Raw genomic sequence first — 22,314 nt, forward strand, 5'->3', positions numbered from 1 at the left:
GTTCGGTACCGGGTGCTGCCACGCCACCGATCGTCACACGTCCGCGGGGGCGTGCGCATCAGGGTCGCGCCCCGGACTTCCTCAGGGAGAGATCAGGGTCCGGGCCGGGCCGGAACGGGTTGGCCGGGACCCCCCGCACCCGCAGGATGGATCCATGACGGACGACCGCACGCAACCCCCGCCGGCCGACGGGCGCGCCTCGACGGCGGCCCCGGGACCCGATGGCTCCCCGGCGGCAGGACGGCCCGGCGGCGCCCGCCCCCCGCTGGTGCGCAGCGACCGCCACCGGGTGGTGGCCGGTGTCTGCGGCGGCCTCGGCCGGCACCTCGACATCGACCCCGTGGTCTTCCGCGTGGTGATCGCCGTGCTCTGCCTCTCCGGCGGGCTCGGCCTCTTCCTGTACGGGCTGGCGTGGCTGATCGTGCCCGCCGAGGGGGAGCGCAGGCCGGAGATCCAGCGGCTCCTCACCGGCCACGTCGACGCCCAGTCGATCGGCGCGGTGCTGCTCACCGTCATCGGCACCGGCGTCTTCTTCTCCTGGATGGACCACGGCAACCACCTCTTCCCGGTGCTGCTGCTCGGGGGGCTCGTCTTCCTCGCGATGCGCTACGACCCCGAGCGGCGCCGCCGGCAGGAGGAGGGCCGCGGCCCGGGCCGGCCGCACGCCGGTGTCGGCGGCCGGCCCGCCGGCACCGCCGACGGCGGCGGCACCGCCGGCGGTCCGGGAGGGCCGGACGGCGGGGGCGGGGCCCCGTGGCACCAGGACGCCGCGGAGGCGTGGGCCGAGGCGCGCGCGGCCCTCCGGACGGCCCTGGCGGAGGGGCGCGAGGAGGTGCGGCGCGCCGCGCCGTCCCCGACCGGGTACCGCTGGGACCCCCGGCACCCCGAGCGCAACCCGTACGCGCCCCACGACGTGCCGGTGCCGCCGACCGCCCCCGCCGCCTGGTGGCAGCGCGAGGACCTCCCGCAGGGGGACCCGCTGCGCAAGCCGGGCCCGGCGGGCGCCCCGCACCCCCCGGCGGCCGCGGCGCCGGACGCGCCGTACCGGCGGCACCCCCACGGGTCCGGGTGCCGGCGCGGCCGCCGCGGGCGGGGCGGGCTCGGCGCGGCCGCCCTGCCGCTCTCCCTCGCGGCGGGCGCGGCCGTGTGGGCCCTGTCCGGCCGCGGGAGCGGCGGGGCCCGGCTGACCACCGTGCTGGCGGCGGTCCTGCTGGTCCAGGGACTGGCGCTGCTGCTCGCCACCGTCCGGGGGCGGGCGCGCGGCCTGGTGCTGCCCGCGCTGCTGACCACCGCGGCGCTGGCCGCCTCCGGCACCTCCGCCGTGCCGCTGCACGCCTCCGCCGGGGACCGCACCTGGGCGCCGTCCGGGGTCGCGCAGGTGCAGCGGACCTACAGCCTGGGCGCGGGCGACGCCGTCCTCGACCTCGGCCGCATCGACCCGGCCGGGGGCACCGTCGCCACCGGCGTGCGGCTGGGGGCGGGCGACCTGCGGGTGACCGTGCCGTCCGGCGTGCGGCTGGTGGTGACCGCGCGCAGCGGCGCCGGGGACATCCGGCTCCCCGACGGCACCCGCTCCGGCGGGGTCGGGAACGAGCGGAGGGCCGACCTGCCGCCGCCGCCCGGGACAGAATCGAAGGGCACCGTCACGCTCGACCTCCAGGTCGGGCTGGGAACCATAAGGGTGGTCCGCCGATGAAGCGGCACGAGACCGACGTCTTCTCCCTGATCGCCGGGGCGGCGTTCACCGGCATAGCGGTCCTCTACCTGGTCGCGTCGGTCAACGACCTGACGGTGAACGGGCGCATCGTGATCCCGGTCGCCCTGATCGCGCTGGGCACGGCGGGCCTGGCCGGGGCCGTGGCCCGGATGGCGCGCCGCGGCGGCCGCGGGCCGGCCGACGCCGTCGGCGCGGGGGACGCGGCGCGCGTGGGGGACGCGGCGGACGCGGCGCGCGTGGGGGACGCGGCGCGCGGGGCGGGGCCGGCGGTCACCGTCCCCGGCCCGGCCGCGGAGCCCGGTGCACAGGGCCCGTCCCACGGCGGCGCACCCGGGCCGCCCGCACCGTAGCGGCCCCCGGGACGGCCCCGCGCCACCCGTACGGCCCAGCGGCCCGGAGCGGGAGGGAGCAGCCGGACGGGGCAGCCGAACGGAGCAGCGGGACGGGGCGGCGCCGGGCCGGGCGGCGGGCGACCGGGCCGACGCGGGGGGCGCGATGGCGGCGCCACGCGCCGGGTGCACCGGCCCGTGCAACCCCCGGCGCCCGTGCGGCGTCCTCCCCGGTGACCGCAGGGACGTACGCAGCACGCCACGGGGGCAGCCTTGATCCGTCCGACAGCCGTCGTCGCCGCGTTCGCGCTCTACCTGGCGGGCGTGTTCGCCGTCGCCACCACCGACTGGTCCGCCCCCGCCCCGCCGGCGGCGGCCGCGCCCCCGCCGACGGCCGCGGCCCGTCCCGCCCCCGGCGGCACCGCCGCGCCGCCCGCGCCGTCCCGGCGGCCGGCCGCCGACCCGTGGAGCCGCACCGCCCTGCGCGACCGCCTGGTCGCCGAGCTGGACGCCGCCGACCCGGGCCGCGCCCTGGCCGACCTGGAGCGCGCCACCCGCTCCCACCCCGTCACGGCCCGGTACTGCCACCCCATCGCCCACGAGCTCGGCCACGCCGCCCTGGTGAGGTACCGGGGCGACTTCGCCGCCGCCGCCCGCTTCCGCGACGACGTCTGCGGCTCCGGCTACCTGCACGGCATCGTGGAGGAGACCCTCGCCGACAGCCCGCACCCGGCCACCGACGTGACGACCCTCTGCGCGCCCGAGCAGTCCGCCTCCTGCATCCACGGCATCGGCCACGGCGCCATGTTCGTCACCCGGCTGGACGTCGCCGGCGCCGAGCGGCTCTGCTCCCGGTTCACCGCCGCCTACGCCGTCACCGCCTGCGCCGAGGGCGTCTTCATGCAGCTCTTCGAACCGGACGAAAGCGACCCCCGGGCGACGGCGAACCTGCCCGCCCGCGCCCTGGCAGCCGAGCCCCTGTACCCGTGCCCGGAGCAGCCCGCCGCCTTCCGCGGCGCCTGCTACTTCTACGCCCCCGTGTACTTCCTCCAGCGGCACGACTACGCGCACCACCCGGAGTCCTACGCCGCCGGGCTGGCCTGGTGCCGCGGCGCACCCGTGGGCGACGGCGGCCGGGAGGCCTGCACCCGGGGCATGGGCTCGCGGATCATGAAGTACAACATCGACCGGGAGCGGTGGGCGGCCGACCGGTGCGAGGAGGCCCCGGCCGGCCAGCGCGGCCCGTGCGTCGCCGGGATGGTCAGCTACTACCGGGTGCACCACCACTCCCGGCAGGCGGCGGACCGGCTCTGCGCGCTGCTGTCCGGGGAGGCCCGCCGCCTGTGCCGGGACGCCGCCGGGACCGGTTCCTCCGCCGCCGACTGAGCGCCGGTCCGGGGCCGGGACGGGTGCCCGGACCGAGGGCCCGGGCGCCCGTCCGCCGTCAGGCCTGCCGCTTCCCCAGCCGGATCCGGTCGCCGCTGCGGGTGATCCCGTACCGGGCCAGCCCCTGCGTCGCCGGGCCGACCAGCAGCGCCCCGGTCGCCGCGTCGAACTGCGAGCCGTGGCAGGGGCAGACCAGCTTGCCGTCCTTGGGGGCGTTGACCACGCACTGGGCGTGCGGGCAGACCGCCGACAGCGCCGTGAACCGCCCCTGCTCCGGCTGGAGCACGTAGACGGCGTCGCCGGTCGCCGGGTCGGCGGTCTTCACCGCCCCGCCCACCGCCACCGCGGACGCCGCCACCGTCGGTCCGCCGCCGTCCCCGGCGGGCGGCGGGGGCGCCGCGGAGGCCCCGGCGGACGGCGCGCCGCCCGGCGCGGACGCTGCGGGCGCCCCCGGCGTCCCCGGGGACGGGGCGGCCGTGCCCGCCGCGCCCCCGCGGCGCCCGAGCCGGGCGGCAAGCGAGCCGGCGAGCAGGCCGGTGCCGGCCACGGCGACCGCCGCGACCCCCGCGTCGACCAGCGCCCGCCGCCGGACCGTCCCCGGCGCGGCGCCCGAGGCGCGCTCCCGGCGGGAGCGGCCGGCCAGCAGCGCGTCCAGCGACAGGGTCGGCGCCCCCGCCAGCAGCAGCGGCACCCAGGCCGCCAGGAACGGCACGTCGTTGCCCAGGTAGTACGGGTGGACCTGCCAGCTGACGGTCAGCCAGAGGGAGAGGTTGACCAGGGCGCCGCCGAGCGCGGCCAGCCGGGTCCAGAAGCCGAGGAGCGCGCCGAGCCCCACCGCGAGCTCGCCGAAGGCCATGGCCAGGGCGAAGGGGGTGGGGGTGTGCAGGGCGGCGTCGAGCAGCGGGCCGATCGGACTGGCGGCCCTCACCGCCCGGGTCTGCGCGGCGAACGACGCCGCGTCGGCGGCGCCCGCCAGGTAGTGCGGGTCGGACAGCTTGTCCAGGCCCGCGTAGACGAAGGTCGCCCCGAGGAAGAGCCGCAGCGGGACGAGCGCGTGGCGCGCCGCCCTGCCGCGGGCTCCGCCGTCGCCGTCGGGGCCGAGCCGGGCCCGCGCCCTGCGCCGGCCCGCGCCGGGCGCGACCACCGTCCCGTAGTCCGCCATGTCCGCCATGCCGCACCCTCCCGTCCTCCTCCGCCGCCGGGCCCCGGCGGCGCACCTCCGGCCACACGTCACTACGCGGCCCGGCCGTGAGGGGTTCCGTACGGAGGGTGACCCGTGCGGCGGCCGGGGCGTCCGAGGGGGACGGTCGGGTGCGGGCGCGGTCGTGCGGGCGGGTCAGCAGCCGCCGCAGTTGTAGAAGGTCACGTCCCAGTGGCTGCCCTCGTCGGCGTAGATGTTGCCCGCGCCGGACTTGTACTGGGGGGCGCCGTCGCCCCGCAGGCCGATGTAGGAGAAGGCGCTGTGCACGTAGTTCGTCAGGCAGGTGTAGTGGCTGAAGTCGAGCTTGTAGCCGTTCCAGTGGCTGTAGGTGCCGCTGGCGTGGCCGGTCTCGGTGCCGCCGGTGATGTTGAGGGCGCAGCCGCTGGCCTGCTTGAGGGTGACGGCGCCCTGGGCGCTGGTGAGGTTGAGCTGGTCGAACGACGTGCAGGTGGAGACGTTGCGGTTGGTGCAGCCGCCGGAGGAGGACCAGGTGATCCCGGCGTTGCGGAACATGGACTCGGCCTGGGCCTGGGTGAGCTTGGTGACGGCGGAGGCGTCGGTGGCGGTGACGAGCACGGTGGACAGGGCGGCCGCGGCGCCGACCAGGACTCTGCGGAGGGTTGTCGTCATGGGCAGCAGTGAAGCCGTGCGGCACGTCCATGACAACAAGTCGGACGCGGGGAACCCCGGCGGATCCGCGCGGCCCAGCTCAGCGGCCCGCCCTGTTCACTGTCAGGGAACCGGCGCCGGGCCGCGGCCTGGGGCCCGCTCCGCTACAGCCGGTCGATCCCCGTCAGGTCGACGTCGATCCCGAAGGGGACAGTGAGCCGCAGCCGGTCGTGGTGGATGCCGGTGAGCCCGTAGGCGCGGGTGGCCGGGTCCCGCTCGTACACGTAGACCACCGGTCGGCCGTCCTCCGGGGAGCGCTCGACCCGCCAGAAGTGCGGGATGCCCGCCGCCGCGTAGAGCTGGGGCTTGCGCTCCCGGTCGCGGGTCTCGGAGTCCGGGGAGACGACCTCGGCGGCGAGCACGACGTCGGCTGCCGCGTAGTGGGTCTCCTCCGAGCCCCCGACCGCCTCCGCGCGGACGAGGAGAAGGTCGGGCTCGGGGCACTGGCGCGGCCCGAGCACCACGCTCATCTCCCGCCGGACCCGCAGGTCCTCCGGCGCCGTCCGGCGCAGGCCGTGCTCCAGCAGGTACATCGCCAGGGAGTGGAAACTCCGCTGCGGGCTCACGAAGACCAGGCTCCCGTCGATCAGTTCCGAGTGCGGCGGGAGTGCGGCCATCCGCAGGAAGTCCTCGGCGGTGAAGCCGTCCTCCGGCGGGATCAGCCAGTCCGGGACGGCCGACTGCTTCGGCTGGGGCAGCGGCTCTGCGGTCATGGTTCCTCCCATGGCACGGGATCCTGGCCGTCCACCAGCGTAGGCGGGCGGAAACGGCCGCGCCGCCACCCGTGGGAAGCCGGGTGGCGGCGCGGCCGTTGACGGGAGGTGGGGATCACTCCCACTCGATGGTGCCCGGCGGCTTGCTGGTGACGTCCAGCACCACGCGGTTGACGTCGGCGACCTCGTTGGTGATGCGGGTCGAGATCCGCGCCAGCACGTCGTAGGGGACGCGCGACCAGTCGGCCGTCATGGCGTCCTCGGACGAGACCGGGCGCAGCACGACCGGGTGGCCGTAGGTGCGGCCGTCGCCCTGGACGCCGACCGAGCGGACGTCGGCGAGGAGCACGACCGGGCACTGCCAGATGTCTCGGTCCAGGCCGGCGGCGGTGAGCTCGGCGCGGGCGATGGCGTCCGCGTCGCGGAGCAGCTCCAGGCGCTCGCGGGTGACCTCGCCGACGATGCGGATGCCGAGGCCGGGGCCGGGGAAGGGCTGGCGCCAGACGATCTCGCCCGGCAGGCCCAGCTCCAGGCCGACCATGCGGACCTCGTCCTTGAAGAGGCGCCGCAGCGGCTCCACCAGCTGGAACTGCATGTCGTCGGGGAGCCCGCCGACGTTGTGGTGGGACTTGATGTTGGCGGTGCCGGCGCCGCCGCCGGACTCCACCACGTCCGGGTAGAGGGTGCCCTGGACGAGGAACTCGACGGGCTCGCCGGTGGCGCCCGCCTCCTCGACGACCTCGCGGGCGGCCTGCTCGAAGACCCGGATGAACTCGCGGCCGATGATCTTCCGCTTCTCCTCGGGGTCGGTGACCCCGGCGAGCGCGGAGAGGAAGCGCTCCTGCGCGTCCACGACCTTGAGCTTCACGCCGGTGGCGGCGACGAAGTCCTTCTCGACCTGCTCGGCCTCGCCCTTGCGCAGCAGGCCGTGGTCGACGAAGACGCAGGTCAGCTGGTCGCCGACGGCCCGCTGGACCAGGGCGGCGGCGACGGCGGAGTCCACGCCGCCGGAGAGGCCGCAGACGACCCGCTTGGAGCCGACCTGGGCGCGGACCGCCTCGACCGACTCCTCGACCACGTTGCTGGTGGTCCAGGTCGGGGCGAGCCCGGCGCCGCGGTAGAGGAAGTGCTCCAGCACCTGCTGGCCGTGCGTGGAGTGCAGCACCTCGGGGTGGTACTGGACGCCGTACAGCCGGCGCTCGTCGCACTCGAAGGCGGCGACGGGGGCGCCCTCGGTGGCGGCGGTCACGGTGAAGCCCTCGGGAGCCGCGGAGACCGAGTCGCCGTGGGACATCCACACCGACTGGTCGCCGGGGACGCCCTCGAAGAGGGTCGAGCCGGGCTGCGAGACGCTCATCGGGGTGCGGCCGTACTCGCGCAGGCCGGTCCGGGCGACGTCGCCGCCCAGGGCCAGGGCCATCGCCTGGAAGCCGTAGCAGATGCCGAAGACCGGGACGCCGGCCTCGAACAGCTCGCGCTGCACCGCCGGGGCGCCCTCCGCGTACACGGACGAGGGCCCGCCGGAGAGGATGATCGCCTTGGGGTCCTTGGCCAGCATCTCCGCCACCGGCATGGTGTGCGGCACGATCTCGCTGTAGACGCGGGCCTCGCGGACCCGCCGTGCGATGAGCTGGGCGTACTGGGCGCCGAAGTCGACGACCAGGACCGTGTCGGGCGCCTGGTCGGAGTGTGCGGGGGTCGCTGATGCCACGTGCGGCCTTCCGGCGGGTGTGCGGGGGGTCGGAGCCCAAGTCTACCGGCCGCCGCCCCGCGGCCCGCCGGACGGCCCGGGGAGGGGCGTGCGGGGGCCGCGAGGGGGCGGCGGAGCGGGTTCAGGCGCGGCCGCGGCACAGCTCCAGCAGCAGCCTGGCGACCTCGGCGCCGGGGTCGCCCAGCCCGGCCCGGAAGCGCTCCATGACCTGCAGCTCGCGGGTGAGGGCGAGGCGGGGGCCGCCGGCGGCGATCCGGGCCGCCTGGACCTCGGCGGAGGCGGCCCTGCGCTGCCGGACCAGGTCGATGATGCGGGCGTCGAGGTCGTCGATCCGGGAGCGGGCGGCGGCGATGACGGCCTCGGCCCCGTCCGCGTCCACGGCGGGAGCGGCAGGGGTGGGGGCGGGGGCGGCGGGGGTTGTGTCGGCGTTCACGGGGTCCTCGTTCCTGCGGTTCCTGGGGTTCCTGGGGTTCCTGGGGTTCCTGGGGTTCCTGGGGTTCCTGGGGGCGGGGCGCCCGGCCGGCGGACCTCGGGAACGACGGGCGCCCCGGACCTTCCGGCCCGGGGCGCCTGTGCGGAGTCTGCGTCAGTCGTTCACGCGGCAGCAGCACGACGGCATCCGGACCCGCCGGCGCCCTGGGTGAAAACGTGCTGAGCCGCTCTGGACATGCCCTCATTATGGACCGATCGGTAGCGGAACACCGCAGGGGGGCGGGTACCCGGGGGCGGGCGGGCCCGGGCGACGGGCGGCAGCCCGGTCTTTCACCCGTTCGGCCGCGGCGGCGGGCGTGACCGGCCACCGCCCGGGCTCGTTGTTCCCGGCGACCGTACGAGCGCCCCCGCACCAGCCAGGGCGGGGCGCCGGCCCCTCGCACGGGGCCGTTGCGTACGGCACGCAGGACCACGCGTGGAACCTCCAGTCCGCCGGCGCGTTGAGGCGCGCGGCCCGACCCGCCACCGGCTCGCGCCGGCCGGGACGGACCGTGCGCCGTGGGACACCGCGCCGGTGCTGTGATCGGAAAGCAGGGGACAGCGGCCCGGTCACGACTGAAAAGGAAGGGCGGCCGGTCCCGGGGACGCCCGGGCCGGCCGTCCCGCCGACGGCGCCTCCCCGAACGTACGCGGGGCGCGCCACCACTCCCCACGGGCGCGCGCACCTCTCCCGCGCGCCCCGAGAGCATCCTTACACAGAGTGACGATCGCCAGGCCGCGCCACCCCGGCGCCCGGCGGCCGCCCGCCCCGGCGGAACGGACGTCACCGAGTGTGCCGAACCGGTTGCACGGACCCCTCTCCGTCCCCCACGATGCTGATGAGGGGGTTCACCGCCACCGCGGTCGCGGAGCCGGCGGTACCGGTCGCGACCGCGCGCGGTCGGCACGGTCGCACCGTCCGCCACCTCACGCTCAGTGATCGCTCGACCGTGTCCAGGCCCCATCGCCACCCGCTCCACCCCGGAACACTCCCGACCACGCCACTCCCGTACAGCCCTGCGCACCCCAGCCCTGCGCACCCCAGGCCACTCCTCCGGACGGCGCTCCTCCCCCGGCGCCGTCCCCCCAGCACCGGCGCTGCCCTGACGCCGCGTGCTGAACGACAAAGGGCCCCGCTCCCCGCGGGGCCCTTTGCCTTTGCCACTCCTGCTGCCGTCGGCGGGTTCGCCGCCGGGGGCGGGCGCGCCGCCCGCCGCTACCCCGCCGGGGAGCCCCCCGCGCCGGGGCCGGGCAGGGCCGCCCTGCGGCCCTCCGCCCAGAGCCTGGTCTCGTTCAGCGCGACCTCCTCCGCGCGGGCCAGCAGCGCCTCGCGGGCCGCCGCGTCCCGCTCCGCCTCCGGCAGCAGCCGGTAGCGCACCACGGCCTGCTGGAGCTCCTGCCACGCCACACCGGCGGACGCCCAGCGCTCTCCCGGGCCGAGCAGCTGGCGCAGTCCGGTGAGGAAGACGCTCCCGGCGGCGACCGCGGCCGTGGCGAACGCCGGGGCGGAGAGCGCGGAGGCCACCACCGTCGCCGACGTCGTCGTGAGCAGCGCGAGCTCCACGGCCCGGTGGGTGCGCCGGGCGCGGGCGCGCGACCGCCCGTACCAGGCCAGCTGGGCGAGCACGTGGTCCAGCAGCGGGTCGGGGGCGCCCGCCGGGGGTGCGGACGCGTCCGCGGGCGCCCCCGGCGCGGGGACGCGGGCCCGGGCGCCGGCGGCCCCGGGCGCCCGGGCCCCCGGGGCCGGGTCGTCGGGTGCCGGGTCCTCGGACACGGGGTCCTCGGGTGCCGGGTCCTCCGGTGCGGGAGCGGGGAGCCTCCGGTCGTCCTGCGTCGCCACGGTCTGCCGCCTCCTGTCGGGACCGGCGGGGCGCACCCGCCGCATCAGGCCTCCGCGTCCTTCCCCCGGGTGGGGACGGAGAGCTGGTTGAAGGCGTAGTACACCGCCATCACCCCGTGCAGGGCCAGGGTCAGCGGCGCGGAGACGAACGAGAGCGCCACCAGGGCCGGGTAGACGGCGTTGCCCGCCGCGAACCGGGCGCGCGTCCGGCGCGCCACCGCGACGTCGACCTTCGGGTCGAGCAGGTGGCCGTTCCGGGTCAGCCACCACCACAGTGCGGCGAAGGTGACCGCGTGCATGACCATGAACCCGCTGTACACCGCCGCGGCCACGTGCGACGCACGGCCGTCGCGCAGGTACTCCGCCAGCAGGGCGGCCGGCCACGGGAGGGCCGCGACCACCAGGAGCAGCAGCAGGTTGAGGAAGACGAGCGTCCGGTCGACCCTGGCGACGTACCCGAAGACGGTGTGGTGGTTGGCCCACATGATGCCGATGACCAGGAAGGTGACCACGTAGGCGGCGTACGAGGGCCACTGCTGGGCGAGCGCGCGCCACAGGTGGTCCCCCGCGTGGGGCGGGACCTTGATCTCCAGGATGAGCAGCGTGATCGCGATGGCGAAGACGCCGTCGCTGAACGCCTCCACCCGGCCGGACTCGTTCATGGGCTCCCCGCTGGCAGTCGCTGCACGGCAGCGGCATCGTGCCACGGACGTGCACCGGTGCGCGCGGGGTTGCGGCACGCCGACGGGGCCGCGGGCCGGGGCGGACGCCGCCGCCCCGGCCCGTCCGTCAGGCGCCGGCGGCCCCGGGCTCCCCCGCCGTCCGCCTCGCGGGCACGGACGGGACGGGGAGCAGCGGCAGGCGCAGGGCGCCGAAGGCCGCCTCGGGGACGGCCGGGGCGGCGGGCGCCACCGGACGGACGCGGCGGTAGGCCTCGCCCTGGGCCGGCCGGGGGTCGGCCTCGCCCTTGTTGGGCCACATCGACATGGCGCGCTCCGCCTGGGCGGTGATGGTGAGGGAGGGGTTGACACCGAGGTTGGCGGAGATGGCGGAGCCGTCGACGACGCTGACGCCCGGGTGCCCGTACAGGCGGTGGTAGGGGTCGACGACGCCGGTCTCGGGGCTGTCGCCGATGGCGCAGCCGCCGATGAAGTGGGCGGTGAGCGGGATGTCGAAGATCTCGCCGACGGTGCTGCCGGGGAAGCCGTTGATCTCGGCGGCGAGGAGGCGGGCGGCCTGCTCGGCGGCCGGGATCCAGCCCGGGTTGGGAGCGCCGTGCCCCTGACGCGACGTCAGCTTTCCCTTGCCGAGACCCTTGCGCTTCGCGGAGACGGTGAGGGAGTTGTCCAGCGACTGCATCACCAGGCCGATGATGGTCCGCTCGGACCAGCGGCGCTTGCTCATCGACAGGGCGAAGGCGACGGGGTGGGCGGCGGCGGCGCCCAGGAAGCGCAGCCAGCGCGGTCCGCGGCCGCCGCCGGGCACCTGGAGGACCGACAGGAAGCCCATGGAGTTGGAGCCCTTGCCGTAGCGGACGGGCTCGATGTGGGTGTTCTCGTCCGGGTGGACGGAGGAGGTGATGGCGACGCCGCGGGTGAAGTCGGCGCGCTGCCCGTAGCGGCGGTCGGTGGTCTGGGCGCCCACCAGCGCCTCGGAGTTGGTGCGGGTCAGCTCGCCGAGGCGGGGCGAGATCCGGGGCAGGTGGCCGCCGTCCCGCAGCCCGTGCAGCAGCGACTGGGTGCCGTACGTGCCGGCGGCGACCACCACGTACCGGGCGGTGAGGGTGCGCGTCCCGGCCCGGCGGGCGTCGGTGCGGCGGACCTGCACGGCGTAGCCGCCGCCGTGCTCGGTGATCCGGGTGACCGTGGTGAGGGGGTGGACCTCGGCGCCGCCGCGCTCGGCGAGGTGGAGGTAGTTCTCGGTGAGGGTGTTCTTGGCGCCGTGGCGGCAGCCGGTCATGCACTCGCCGCACTCGGTGCAGGCGCGCCGCCGGGGGCCGGCGCCGCCGAAGTACGGGTCGTCGGTCTCGGCGCCGGGGGCGGCCTTCGCCGCGCCGTCGCCGTCCTGCCCGTCGCCGAAGAAGACCCCGACGGGGGCGGTGTGGAAGGTGTCGCCGACGCCCATCTTCTCGGCGGCGGCGCGCAGGTGGACGTCGGAGGGCGTGAGGGTGGGGTTGGGCCGCACCCCGAGCATCCGCTGCGCCTGGTCGTAGAAGGGCGCGAGCTCCTCCTGCCAGTCGGTGATGTGGCGCCACTGGCGGTCCTCGAAGAACGCCTTGGGCGGCACGTACAGGGTGTTGGCGTAGTTGAGGGAGCCGCCGCCGACGCCGGCCCCGGCGAGGATGAGGACGTTGCGCAGCAGGTGGATGCGCTGGATGCCGTACAGGCCGAGGGCGGGCGCCCAGAGGTAGTTGCGGACGTCCCAGGAGTTCTTCGGCAGGTCGCCGGGGGCGTAGCGGCGGCCGGCCTCCAGGACGGCGACGCGGTAGCCCTTCTCGGTCAGGCGCAGCGCGGAGACCGAGCCGCCGAAGCCGGAGCCGACCACGATCACGTCGTGGTCGAACTCCCCCGCCTGCCGGGGCCCTGGGGACTGCGGGGGCTCCGGGGCCTGCCGGGGCTCCTCGGGGGTGCTCGTCATCGGGGCTCCTTCCGGGCATGCCGCGGTACCGCGCGGCGCGGGCGGCGGACACAGGGCGGGTGGGCGAACGGCGGACGGGTGGGCGGGCCGGCGGAGCCGGCGGGGGCGCGGCCGGGGCTACCTGAGGCGGAGCGCCTTCATCGCCCTGAGGCTGCGGGTGAGGAGGGCGGCGAACCGCTCGTCGTCCATCCCCAGGGAGGGCGCGATGGGCAGCAGCCGCTGGGTGGCGACGGTCTGGGCCTCGGTGTACCGGAGGATGCCCTCCGCGCCGTGCCGGCGGCCGAGGCCGGAGTCGCCCATGCCGCCCATGGGGGCGCCGCTGGAGCCGTAGGCGGCGGCGTACGCCTCGTTGACGTTGACGGTGCCGGTGCGCAGGCGGGCGGCGACGGCCCGGCCGCGGCGGGTGTCGCGGGTCCAGACGCTGGAGTTGAGGCCGTAGGGCGTGGCGTTGGCGCGCTCGACCGCCTCGTCCTCGGTGTCGAAGCGGTACACGGAGACGACCGGGCCGAAGGTCTCCTCGGTGCAGACGGCCATCGACTCCTCGACCCCGTCGAGGACGGTGGGCTCGTGGAAGAGCGGCCCGAGGTCGGGGCGGGCGCGGCCGCCCGCCAGGACGGTGGCGCCCTTCTCCACGGCCTCGGCGACGTGCCGGGTGGTGGTCTCCAGCTGCCGCCCGGAGACCAGGGAGCCCATGTCGGCGCCGTAGGCGAGGCCGCCCCCGAGGCGCATGGCGCGCACCCGGGCGGTGAAGCGCTCCAGGAAGGCGTCCGCGACGGAGCGGTGCACGAGGAGCCGCTCGATGGAGATGCAGAGCTGCCCGGCGGAGGAGAAGCAGGCCCGCACCGCGCCCTCGGCGGCCCGGTCGAGGTCGGCGTCGGCGAGGACGAGCATGGCGTTCTTGCCGCCGAGCTCCAGGGAGGCGCCGACCAGGCGGGCGGCGGCCCGCTGCGCGACGTCGCGGCCGGTGCGGGTGGAGCCGGTGAAGGAGACGTAGTCGGCGCCGTCGACCACGGCGGGGCCGACGACGGGCCCGTCGCCGACCACGATCTGCCACAGGTCGGCGGGCAGTCCGGCCTCGACGATCAGCTCGCGCGCCCACAGGGCGGTCAGCGCGGTCTGGGTGTCGGGCTTGGTGACGACGGCGTTCCCGGCGGCGAGGGCGGGCAGGGCGTCGCCGGCGAAGAGCTCCAGCGGGTAGTTCCAGGGCGAGATCTGGCCGACGACGCCCTTGGGGCGGCGGGCCTCCACGGTGTGGGTGAGCACCGGGATCGCGCCGCCGCGGCGGCGGTCCCTCAGGTACCCGGCGGCGGCGCGGCCGTAGTGGCGGGCGGCGCCGGCGACGGCCAGCACCTCCTCGAAGGCGTGGATCCTGGCCTTGCCGGTCTCGGCCTGGACCAGGTCGAGGGCCTCGTCCTGGCGGGCGAGGAGCAGGTCGTGGAAGCGCAGCAGGACGGCGGTGCGGCGGCGGACCGGCAGTGCGGCCCAGGCCGGCTGGGCGGCGCGGGCGCGGCGGTAGGCGTCCTCGACGTCGTCCGGGGTGGAGAGGGGGAGCTCGGCCAGCACCTCGCCGGTGAGGGGGGCGCGGGTGCGGGCGGTGGCGGCCCCGGGTGCGGCGGTGACGCCGCGGGCGAGGCGGGCGACGAGGTCGGCGGTGACCGCCTCGGCGACGGTCCGGCCGCCGCCGGGCGCGGCGGGGTTGCCGTCCCGGGCGGTGTCGTGGTCGGGCCGACGGGGCGCGGCGCCGTTCTCACTGTCCAGCGTGGTGTCCGTCATGCCGGGAAGCGTAGGCGCTGCGGGGCGCCTTGGGTACCCGGCGGTAACCACTTGGTACAGAAAACGCCAGTGATTGCTGGCGCGGTCGGCGGACGGCCCGGCGGCCGGCTCAGGCCAGCTGCCGCAGCGCGTCGCCGATCGCCCGGTGGAACGTCGGGAACGCCCAGACGGTCTGCCGCAGCTCGGCCACCGGCACCCGGGCCGCCACCGCCACCGAGAGCGCGCCCAGCATCTCCGACGCGTACGGGCCCGCGACCGTGCCGCCGGCCAGGGTCCCGGCGTCCGCGTCGGCGACGAGCTTGACGAAGCCGTCGGCGCCCGGGCCGTGGGTGAGCCCGCGGTCGGTCGCCGCCGTGTCGGCCCGGCCGATCCGGACCGCGGTACCCCGCTCCCGGGCCTGGGCCTCCGTCAGCCCCACCGCGCCGACCTCCGGGTCGGTGAAGGTGACCCGGGGCACCGCGTGGTACTCGGCCCGGGGGCCGCCCCGCCCGAGGATCGCCCGCACCGCCACGTCGGCCTGGTACACCGCCATGTGCGTGAACGCGCCGTGCCCCGTCACGTCGCCGACCGCCCACACGCCCGGACCGGGCCCGCGGGGGCCGGACGCCCCGGGCACGCCGGGGGCGAGCACCCGCATCCGGGCGTCCACCGGCAGCGCGGGCGCCGTGTCGTCCACCCCGAGCACCCCGGCGCCGAACCGCGCCAGGTCCACCCGCCGCCCGGCCGACACCAGCAGCCGCTCCGCCGCCAGCCGTTCGCCGCGCACGCAGCAGGCGGTGACCCGGTCGCCGTCGTACGCCACCGACGTCAGCGCCGTCCCGGTGTGGACCTCCAGCCCGTCCCCGGTCAGCGCCCGCACCAGGAGCTCCCCCGCCTCCGGCTCCTCCCGGCCGAGCAGCCGGGGCGCCGCCTCGACCACGGTCACCGCCGTGCCGAGGCGCTGCAGGGCCTGGCCCAGCTCCAGGCCGACGGCGCCGCCGCCCAGCACCAGCAGGGAGGCGGGCGGCCGGTCCGCCTCGACGACGTCGCGGTTGGTCCAGTACGGGACCGCGGACAGGCCCGGCACCGGCGGCACGGCCGGCTCGGAGCCGACGGCGAGGACGACCGCCCGGCGCGGCCGCAGCACCACCTCGGCGCCGTCCGACGTCTCCACGGTGACCTCGCCCGGCGCGGTCAGCACGCCCCGGCCGCGCACGAACCGGCCGCCGCGGGTGGTGAAGCGGTCCACGGCGGCCTTGTCGTCCCACTCGTCGGTGACCGCCCGCAGCCGCCGCGCGACGGGACGCCAGTCCGGGTGGACCATGGCGGTGCCCACCGTGCCCGGGATGCGGTGGGCCTCGGCGACCAGGCCGGCCGCACGCACCATGATCTTGGAGGGGATGCAGCCCCAGTACGGGCACTCGCCGCCCACCAGCCGCTCGTCGACGCCGACCACGTCCAGGCCGGCGTCGGCCAGGCGCCCGGCGACCTCCTCGCCCCCCGGCCCCATCCCCACGACCACCGCGTCGACCTGCAGGGGCTGCTGCGGCAGCCGGTCCGTGACGGCCATGGCGGCCTCCTAGGGGGAGCACGGGCACGTGGCGCGCGGCACCGGAGCGGGCGGACCCGCTCCCGGCCTCCCCTCCACCGTACGCGCGGGGGCCCCGCGGGTCAGCCGTCCGCGGCGGAGAAGCTGTTGCGGACGGTGGTGAAGCGCTGCTGCCCGGCCGTCCAGTCCTCCTCCGGGTAGGAGAGGTAGATGGCGTACTCGGTGCCCTGCCCGTCGCGGTACAGCTGCTCGACCACGTGGCGGGGGCCCGCCGTGGCCTCATAGGTGAACTCCCACACCGCGCCGTCGTGGCCCTTGAAGACGTTGGGCACGAGCTGCACGCGGTGGTAGCCCTGGGAGAGGCGGACCTGCTGCTGCATGGACTCGGCGTGCTCCAGGGGGGACTGCGTCTGCCCCTGGGTGACCGCGAACCGGATGAAGTGCCGGCGGCTCTGGGGAGGGTCCGGGCTGTAGTCGATCTGCCCCTGGTTGACGGTGCGGCTCCACGCCTGGTCGCTGGGGAGCAGGAAGCGGAAGCCCTCCGGGTCGTCGGTCCAGGTGTAGCCGTCGGGGGCCGGGGCGCCCGGGTCGGCGGTCGGGGCGCCCTGGTCCGCGGACGGGCCGGACGGGGAGAACGGGCCGGACGGGGAGGACGGGTCCGGGGAGGGCGCGGAGGGGGAGGACTGCGGCGGGACGGCCCCGCGCCGGGAGGGCCCACTCGCGGAGGGCCGCCCGGCCGGTCCGGCGGTCTTCCCGGAGGCGTGCTCCTGGCCCTTGCCGTGCGGGAGCGCCGCGTACACGGCGCCGCCGCCGAGCAGCGCGGCCACCAGCGCCCCGGCGGCCAGCAGGCCGGTGCGGCGGCCCCGGCCGGCCCGCCGGACCGGGCCGCCGGCGGACGCGGGCCCGGCCGGGAGCGGCGCGGCCGCAGGGACGTGCGCGGGCGCGGGCGCGGGCATGGGCGTGTACGCGGGCGTGTGGACGACGGCGGTGGGCGCGGTGGGCGACGGGGCGCCGTCCGGCGCGCCGTCGGGGCGGCCGCTGCGGTCCACCACGGGGACGGCCTGGGTGGGGGTGCGCAGCGCCGCGGACGGCACCGGGGTGATGCCCATGGTGTGCCCGGCGGCGACGGCCTCCAGCATCCGCATCGCCTCGTCGGCCGTGGGCCGGGCGTGCGGGTCCTTCTCCAGCAGCGCCCGCAGCACCGGGGCGAGCGCTCCGGCCCGGCGCGGCTCGGGCAGCGGGTCGCCGACGACGGCGGCCAGCGTGGACAGCGGCGAGGAGCGGTGGAACGGCGAGTCGCCCTCCACCGCCGCGTACAGGGTGGCGCCGAGCGCCCACAGGTCGGACTCCGGTCCCGGCCGGTGCCCCTGCGCCCGCTCGGGGGCGAGGTAGTCGGGCGAGCCGACCAGGTCACCGGTCCGGGTGAGCGCCGAGGAGCCCTCCAGGACGGCGATGCCGAAGTCGGTGAGGACGACCCGGCCGGTGCCGCGCTCCAGCAGCACGTTGGCGGGCTTGACGTCGCGGTGCAGCACGCCGACCTCGTGGCCGCGGTGCAGGGCGGCGAGCACCTGGACGCCGACCCCGGCCGCGTCGCGGGGCAGCAGGGTGCCCTCCTGCGCGATGACGTCGGCCAGCGAGCGGCCGTCGACCAGCTCCATGACGATCCACGGGCGGCCGTCCTGCTCCAGCACGTCGTGGACGGTGATCACGCCGGGGTGCTTGATCCGCGCGGCGGCGCGGGCCTCCTGCTTCATCCGCGACTGCAGGACCTGCAGGTCCTCCTCGGGGAGGTGGCGGACGCTGAGCTCCTTGACCGCGACCTCGCGGTCCAGCATCCGGTCCTCGGCCCGCCACACGGTGCCCATGCCGCCGCGGCCCAGCCGCTCGCCGAGCAGGTAGCGGCCCGCCAGCAGCCGCCCGCCGTCCCCGGCGGCACCGGCGTCCGGCGCGGCGCGGTCCCCGGCCGCGGCTGCGCCCGGCGCGGATCCGTCCTGCGTCCCCATGGGTCGTCCCCCTCGTCTGCGCTCCGCCGCACCGGCGGGCGGTGCGGCGCTGCACGACGACCCCCGTCGCCCGTCGCTCCGGCGCCGGTCGCGGCGCGTGCCGGAGCCGACGGCCCGGCACGTCCTGGGGACAGGTTAGGCGCCCTCTCCGGCGCGGCACATCCCGCCCCCGCGCGTGTGACCCGGTCGTGACCGTCCCGGCGGCGGGGCGGGACGCCGCACGCCCGTCCGCAGGGCCGCCCCGGGGGCGCGCCCCGTCCCGGCGGCGGGGCCGCGCGGCGGGCGCCCGTCACCCCGACAGCAGGGCCGCCCCGACCAGGACCGCCAGGACGGCCAGCAGGAGGCCGCCGACCAGCAGCGGACCCAGCAGTCCGGGGCGCGCCCCGGAGCGCGCGTGCCGGGCGGGGGCGGGCGGGCGGCCGGGGCGGGGCACCGGCGCACCGCCCCGGCGGCGCCGTTCCAGGGGAGCCGCCGGGCGGACGGCGGGCAGCAGCGCGGCGACGCCCGCCGCGTCCGGGTCGTACGGCTCCGGCGCGCGGGCCAGCAGCTCCCCCAGCCGCTGCCGCGCCTGCGCGGGTGCGGGACGGGCCGCCGGGTCCGGGTGGAGCAGGGCGTCGACCAGGGGGGCCAGCGGTCCGCAGGACCGGTCGGCGGCGGGGCGCCCCGCCCGTACGGCGTCGAGGAGGGCGGCGGTGCCGTCCTCGGGGAAGGGCGCGCGCCCGGCCGCCATGCGGAAGAGCAGCACCCCGACCGCCCAGGCGTCGGCGGGCGGCCCGACCGCCGCGCCGGGCTGCGGCGCGGGCCCCGCGGGCTGCGGGCCGGAGGGGCGCGGGCCGGCCTGCTCCGGGGCCCAGCGCTCCGCGCGGGGGCCGGTCAGCCCGGCGCGGACGTCGCGGGCCCGGAGGCGGGCGGGCGTCCAGTCGGCGGGGGGCACCGCGGCGCCGGGCAGGTCGGCGCCGGGGCCGCCGCACAGCGTCTCCTGGGCGGCGCCCGTGCTCAGGCCGCCCAGCATGGCCGTGCCGTCCTCGCAGACGAGCACGGTCTCGGGGGTGACGTTGCCGTGCACGATCCCGGCGGCGTGGACGGCGCGCAGCGCGCCCAGCACGTCGGAGGCGATCTCGGCGGCGCGGTGGACCGGCAGCGGGCCCCGCTCCAGCAGGCGGGCCAGCGGCACCCCGGGCAGGTGCTCGCCGGCGACCCACAGGAAGCCGTCCTGGTCGAACGCCTCGAAGACCTGGAGCAGCCGGGGGTGCGGCGGCACCGCGTCGGCGACCCGGGCGGCGTGGTCCACCGCGCGGGCGGCCGCGGTGGGGGGCGCGGTGGGGGAGGCGGCCCCGCGGCGGGTGTCCGCGTAGACCGTGTCGCCCCCGCCGTCGTACCGGTCGTCGTACCGGTCGTCGTACCGGTCGTCGCCGTGACGGTCGCGGGGGTACCGGTCGTCACCGTACGGATCGTCCCCGTACCGGTCACGGGGGTACCGGGCACGGGCGCGGTGGCCGGCCGGGTCACCGGGGTGCGCGGCGGGGTCGTCGACCAGCTCGGCGCCGACCACCTCGGGGAGCGGGGTCGCCTCCAGGACGACGCGCAGACCGGTCGCGGTGTCGACGGCGCGGCGGCGCCCGGGCACGCCGGAGCCCTCCGGACGGCCCGTCAGCCGGTAGCGCCCGGCCAGCAGCCGTCCCGACTCCGATGGCACTGGCCCTCCCTCCGCTGCTCGGCGTACGGCGGCCCAGCGTACGGGGCGGCGCCGACGATCACCGACGGCGCCTGCCCCGGCGGCCGGGTGCGGACTCCCGGCCGCGCCGCGTCAGTCCTCGGCCCGGAAGCTCGCGTACGAGACGTCGCGGGCCTTCCTTGCCTCCTTGGTGCCCCACTGGCCGTCGGGCATGATCCACTGGATGAGGTAGCCCTTGTCCGTGTCCCCGCCGACCAGGAACGCCCGGCTGACCACGCGCTTGAGGGCCGGGGGCCGGTTGAAGGTGAACTCCCAGTCGGCGGCGTCCCAGCCGCGGTAGTCCACACGGTGGACGGAGCCGGCGGCCCGGTAGTCCGGGTAGCCGACCGCGGCCTGCGCCTCCCGGCTGCGCCAGTCCGCGAGCACGTCCCCGGTGGCGTCGGAGCGGTGGTCGAGGATCAGGACCCAGTCCTTGTAGTGGAGTTCGACGCCGCCGTCCTTGTCCTTCACGTAGTGCGTCCCCTCGGGGACCAGCACGGACAGGTGCTCCCGGTCGCTGGTGTACCGGGTGAAGCCGGCGGGGACGGCGTCCCCGGAGCCGTCCGCGCCCGTGCCGTCCGCACCGGCGCTGCCGCCCCCGTCGCCGGACGGGGTGGCGGCGGGGCCGGAGCCCTCCTGGGCGGCGGGCGAACCGCCGTCGGCGGTGCCCGGGGCGGACGCGGAGGCGCCCGTCGAGGCCGCGCCGCCGGGGGCGGCGGAGGCCGGGGAGGAGCCGGAGGGCTTCGGGCCGGGGCCGGCGGTGCGGCCGCCGGAGGCCCGGGAGCCGTCCGCGCCGCCCGCGGAGTCGGCCATGGACCGCACGCCCAGGAGGACGGCGGCCACCAGCACGACGAGCGCCAGGGCGCCGGCCGCCAGGGCCTTCGGGGAGGGGCTGCGCTCGGCGGGCGGGGCGGACCGCCACTCCCGGATGCGGTCCCCGAGGCCGCCGCCGGGGGCGGCGGGGCCCGCGGCGTCGGTGACGGGCAGGACGGCGGTGGCCGGTGCCTCGGACGCCCCGGCGGCGTCCCGGTCCTTCCCGGCGGTCGCCGCGGTACCGGCGGCGGCCGCGGCGCCCGCGGGCCGGGCGGCCTGCGCGGACGCGGCCCCCTTCGGTGCCGCCCCCTCGGGTGCGGTCTTCTTCGCAGTGGTCCTCTTCGCCGCAGCCTTCTTCGCTGCGGTCTTCTTCGCCGCGGCCTTCCTCGCAGCCGCATCGCCGGACACGGTCTTCCCGGCACCGGCACCGGAGGTCCCGGCCGCCTTCGCCGCGGCGGCCTTCCCCGACAGCCCGGCCCCGCCCCCGGCCGGTGACGCCTGGGCCGGTGACGCCTGGTCCGGTGCACCCTCGGCCGGGGTGCTCCCCGGCGCCCGGCGGGCCCCGGGCACCGCGGCCCGGGCGGAGCCCTCAGCCTCGCCGCCCTGTCCGGCGTCCGCGTCCCGTCCGGCGTCCCCGCCCTGCCCCGCGTCCCCGTCCCCCCCGGAAGCCGCCGTACGGCTGCCGACCCGGACCGTGCCGAGCAGTCCGCCGAGCACGCCCGCCGCGCGCTTCGCCGCGGGCGCCGCGGAGGCATCCGCCGCCGGGGCGCCGCCCTCCCCGGCCGCCCGCACGGCCTTCTCGGGCGCGCCGGCCTGGCGGGGCACCGAGGGCGCCGCGTCGCCGGCGGGCTTCGCGTCCCCGGCGCCGGCGGCCGGGAGCACCGCGGTCGCCGCGACGGCCGCCTCGGCGGCGGCGGCGGCCTCGGCGAGCCGCCGGGCCTCGGCGACGACGCGCCGCAGCATCGTCCGGGTGGTCGGCTCGTCCAGCCGCTCGTCGGGGTCCTTGCGCAGCAGGCCCTCGATCACCGGGCGCAGCGGTCCGGCGTTGCGCGGGGTCCTCAGGTCCTCGGTCATCACGGCCGTCAGGGTCGAGATGGCCGAGCCGCGGTCGTACGGGGGCTTGCCCTCGACCATGGCGTACAGGGTCGCGCCGAGCGACCACAGGTCGGCGGGCGGGCCGGGCTTCTGGCCGCGGGCGCGCTCGGGCGAGATGTACGAGGGGGCGCCGACGAGCATGCCGGTGGAGGTGACCGACGGGTCGCCCTCGACGCTGGCGATGCCGAAGTCGGTGAGGACCACCCGGCCGTCGTCGCCGATGAGGACGTTGGAGGGCTTGACGTCGCGGTGGAGGATGCCGTGGCCGTGGGCGCTGCGCAGGACCCCGAGGAGGTCGAGGCCGATGCGGGCGGCGCGCTCCGGGTCGAGCGGGCCGTCCTCCTTGATGACGTCCGCGAGGGAGCGCGACTCGACGAGCTCCATGACGATCCAGGGCCGGTCGTCCTCCTCGACCACGTCGAAGACGGTGACGGCGGCGTTGTTGCGGATCCGGGCGGCGGCCTTGGCCTCGCGCAGGGTGCGGGTGATGAGGCGGCGCTTCTCCTCCTCGTCCACGCCGCCGTGGAAGCGCAGCTCCTTGACCGCGACGACGCGGTCCAGCATCTCGTCCTCGGCGCGCCAGACGGTGCCCATGCCGCCGCGCCCGAGCACCGAGTCCAGCCGGTAGCGGCCGGCGAGGAGTCGGCCGGTGGAGCCCTGCGCCTGGGTCATGGATGCGATCCCCTACTGCTGCCAGTCGACATGACGGTGCGT

At 77.8% G+C, this 22,314-nt stretch carries 16 protein-coding genes and 1 pseudogene; 3 read left to right on the plus strand and 14 right to left on the minus strand.

Annotated features, from left to right (window positions below; translation table 11 throughout):
* The first annotated feature begins 154 nt into the window (after positions 1-154).
* The 3 genes from LO771_RS05670 (at position 155) to LO771_RS05680 (ending at position 3,432) form a co-directional block, all read left to right on the plus strand.
* Positions 155-1,696, plus strand: a complete 1,542-nt coding sequence (locus LO771_RS05670) for a PspC domain-containing protein (RefSeq protein WP_230648627.1) — start codon at positions 155-157, stop codon at positions 1,694-1,696.
* The gene (locus LO771_RS05675) at positions 1,693-2,067 is read left to right on the plus strand and encodes a hypothetical protein (RefSeq protein WP_230648630.1); all 375 of its coding nucleotides are present in this window, start codon (positions 1,693-1,695) and stop codon (positions 2,065-2,067) included. Before LO771_RS05670 ends, LO771_RS05675 begins: the two co-directional genes overlap by 4 nt.
* A 252-nt stretch (positions 2,068-2,319) precedes the next feature.
* Positions 2,320-3,432: a hypothetical protein gene (locus LO771_RS05680; protein ID WP_230648632.1), complete on the plus strand. Its 1,113-nt coding sequence runs from the start codon at positions 2,320-2,322 to the stop codon at positions 3,430-3,432.
* A 58-nt stretch (positions 3,433-3,490) separates the two neighbouring features.
* On the opposite strand, the gene LO771_RS05685 is transcribed toward LO771_RS05680, so the two are convergent.
* The 14 genes and pseudogenes from LO771_RS05685 to LO771_RS05750 all read right to left on the minus strand — a co-directional run bounded on the left by LO771_RS05685 (position 3,491) and on the right by LO771_RS05750 (position 22,272).
* Positions 3,491-3,979 carry a Rieske (2Fe-2S) protein gene (locus LO771_RS05685; protein WP_230649071.1) on the minus strand — a complete coding sequence of 163 codons (489 nt, stop codon included), beginning with the start codon at positions 3,977-3,979 and terminating at the stop codon, positions 3,491-3,493.
* A gap of 75 nt (positions 3,980-4,054) precedes the next feature.
* Positions 4,055-4,594, minus strand: a pseudogene (locus LO771_RS05690) (DoxX family protein); the annotation flags it as partial.
* A 174-nt stretch (positions 4,595-4,768) separates the two neighbouring features.
* Positions 4,769-5,263 (minus strand): hypothetical protein, encoded by a 495-nt coding sequence (locus LO771_RS05695; RefSeq protein ID WP_230648635.1) that lies wholly within the window; start codon positions 5,261-5,263, stop codon positions 4,769-4,771.
* A gap of 143 nt (positions 5,264-5,406) precedes the next feature.
* A complete protein-coding gene (locus tag LO771_RS05700) occupies positions 5,407-6,015 on the minus strand; it encodes a Uma2 family endonuclease (protein ID WP_230648638.1) in 609 nt (202 codons plus the stop codon).
* Positions 6,016-6,130: 115 nt separating this feature from the next.
* Positions 6,131-7,726, minus strand: a complete 1,596-nt coding sequence (gene guaA / locus LO771_RS05705; protein ID WP_230648640.1) for a glutamine-hydrolyzing GMP synthase — start codon at positions 7,724-7,726, stop codon at positions 6,131-6,133.
* Positions 7,727-7,847: 121 nt separating this feature from the next.
* Positions 7,848-8,159, minus strand: coding sequence for a chorismate mutase (locus LO771_RS05710; protein WP_230648643.1), 312 nt, complete (start codon positions 8,157-8,159; stop codon positions 7,848-7,850).
* Positions 8,160-9,413: 1,254 nt separating this feature from the next.
* Positions 9,414-10,037, minus strand: coding sequence for a DUF4231 domain-containing protein (locus tag LO771_RS05715; protein ID WP_230648646.1), 624 nt, complete (start codon positions 10,035-10,037; stop codon positions 9,414-9,416).
* A 44-nt stretch (positions 10,038-10,081) separates the two neighbouring features.
* On the minus strand, positions 10,082-10,699 hold the full coding sequence (locus LO771_RS05720) for a TMEM175 family protein (protein ID WP_230648649.1): 618 nt from the start codon (positions 10,697-10,699) through the stop codon (positions 10,082-10,084).
* A gap of 127 nt (positions 10,700-10,826) precedes the next feature.
* Positions 10,827-12,674 carry an FAD-dependent oxidoreductase gene (locus tag LO771_RS05725; RefSeq protein WP_230648652.1) on the minus strand — a complete coding sequence of 616 codons (1,848 nt, stop codon included), beginning with the start codon at positions 12,672-12,674 and terminating at the stop codon, positions 10,827-10,829.
* Between the two features lie 117 nt (positions 12,675-12,791).
* Positions 12,792-14,447, minus strand: a complete 1,656-nt coding sequence (locus LO771_RS05730; RefSeq protein WP_230648654.1) for a succinic semialdehyde dehydrogenase — start codon at positions 14,445-14,447, stop codon at positions 12,792-12,794.
* Between the two features lie 109 nt (positions 14,448-14,556).
* Complete coding sequence (locus LO771_RS05735) at positions 14,557-15,996, minus strand: NAD(P)/FAD-dependent oxidoreductase (RefSeq protein WP_230648656.1); 1,440 nt, start codon at positions 15,994-15,996, stop codon at positions 14,557-14,559.
* Positions 15,997-16,097: 101 nt separating this feature from the next.
* Positions 16,098-17,978, minus strand: coding sequence for a serine/threonine-protein kinase (locus LO771_RS05740; protein ID WP_230648659.1), 1,881 nt, complete (start codon positions 17,976-17,978; stop codon positions 16,098-16,100).
* 289 nt (positions 17,979-18,267) lie between these two features.
* Positions 18,268-19,674, minus strand: a complete 1,407-nt coding sequence (locus LO771_RS05745) for a hypothetical protein (RefSeq protein ID WP_230648662.1) — start codon at positions 19,672-19,674, stop codon at positions 18,268-18,270.
* 111 nt (positions 19,675-19,785) lie between these two features.
* A complete protein-coding gene (locus LO771_RS05750; RefSeq protein ID WP_230648665.1) occupies positions 19,786-22,272 on the minus strand; it encodes a serine/threonine-protein kinase in 2,487 nt (828 codons plus the stop codon).
* Positions 22,273-22,314 lie beyond the last annotated feature (42 nt).

Origin of the sequence: Streptacidiphilus sp. ASG 303 (genome assembly GCF_020991365.1) — a bacterium.
Lineage (GTDB): Bacteria > Actinomycetota > Actinomycetes > Streptomycetales > Streptomycetaceae > Peterkaempfera.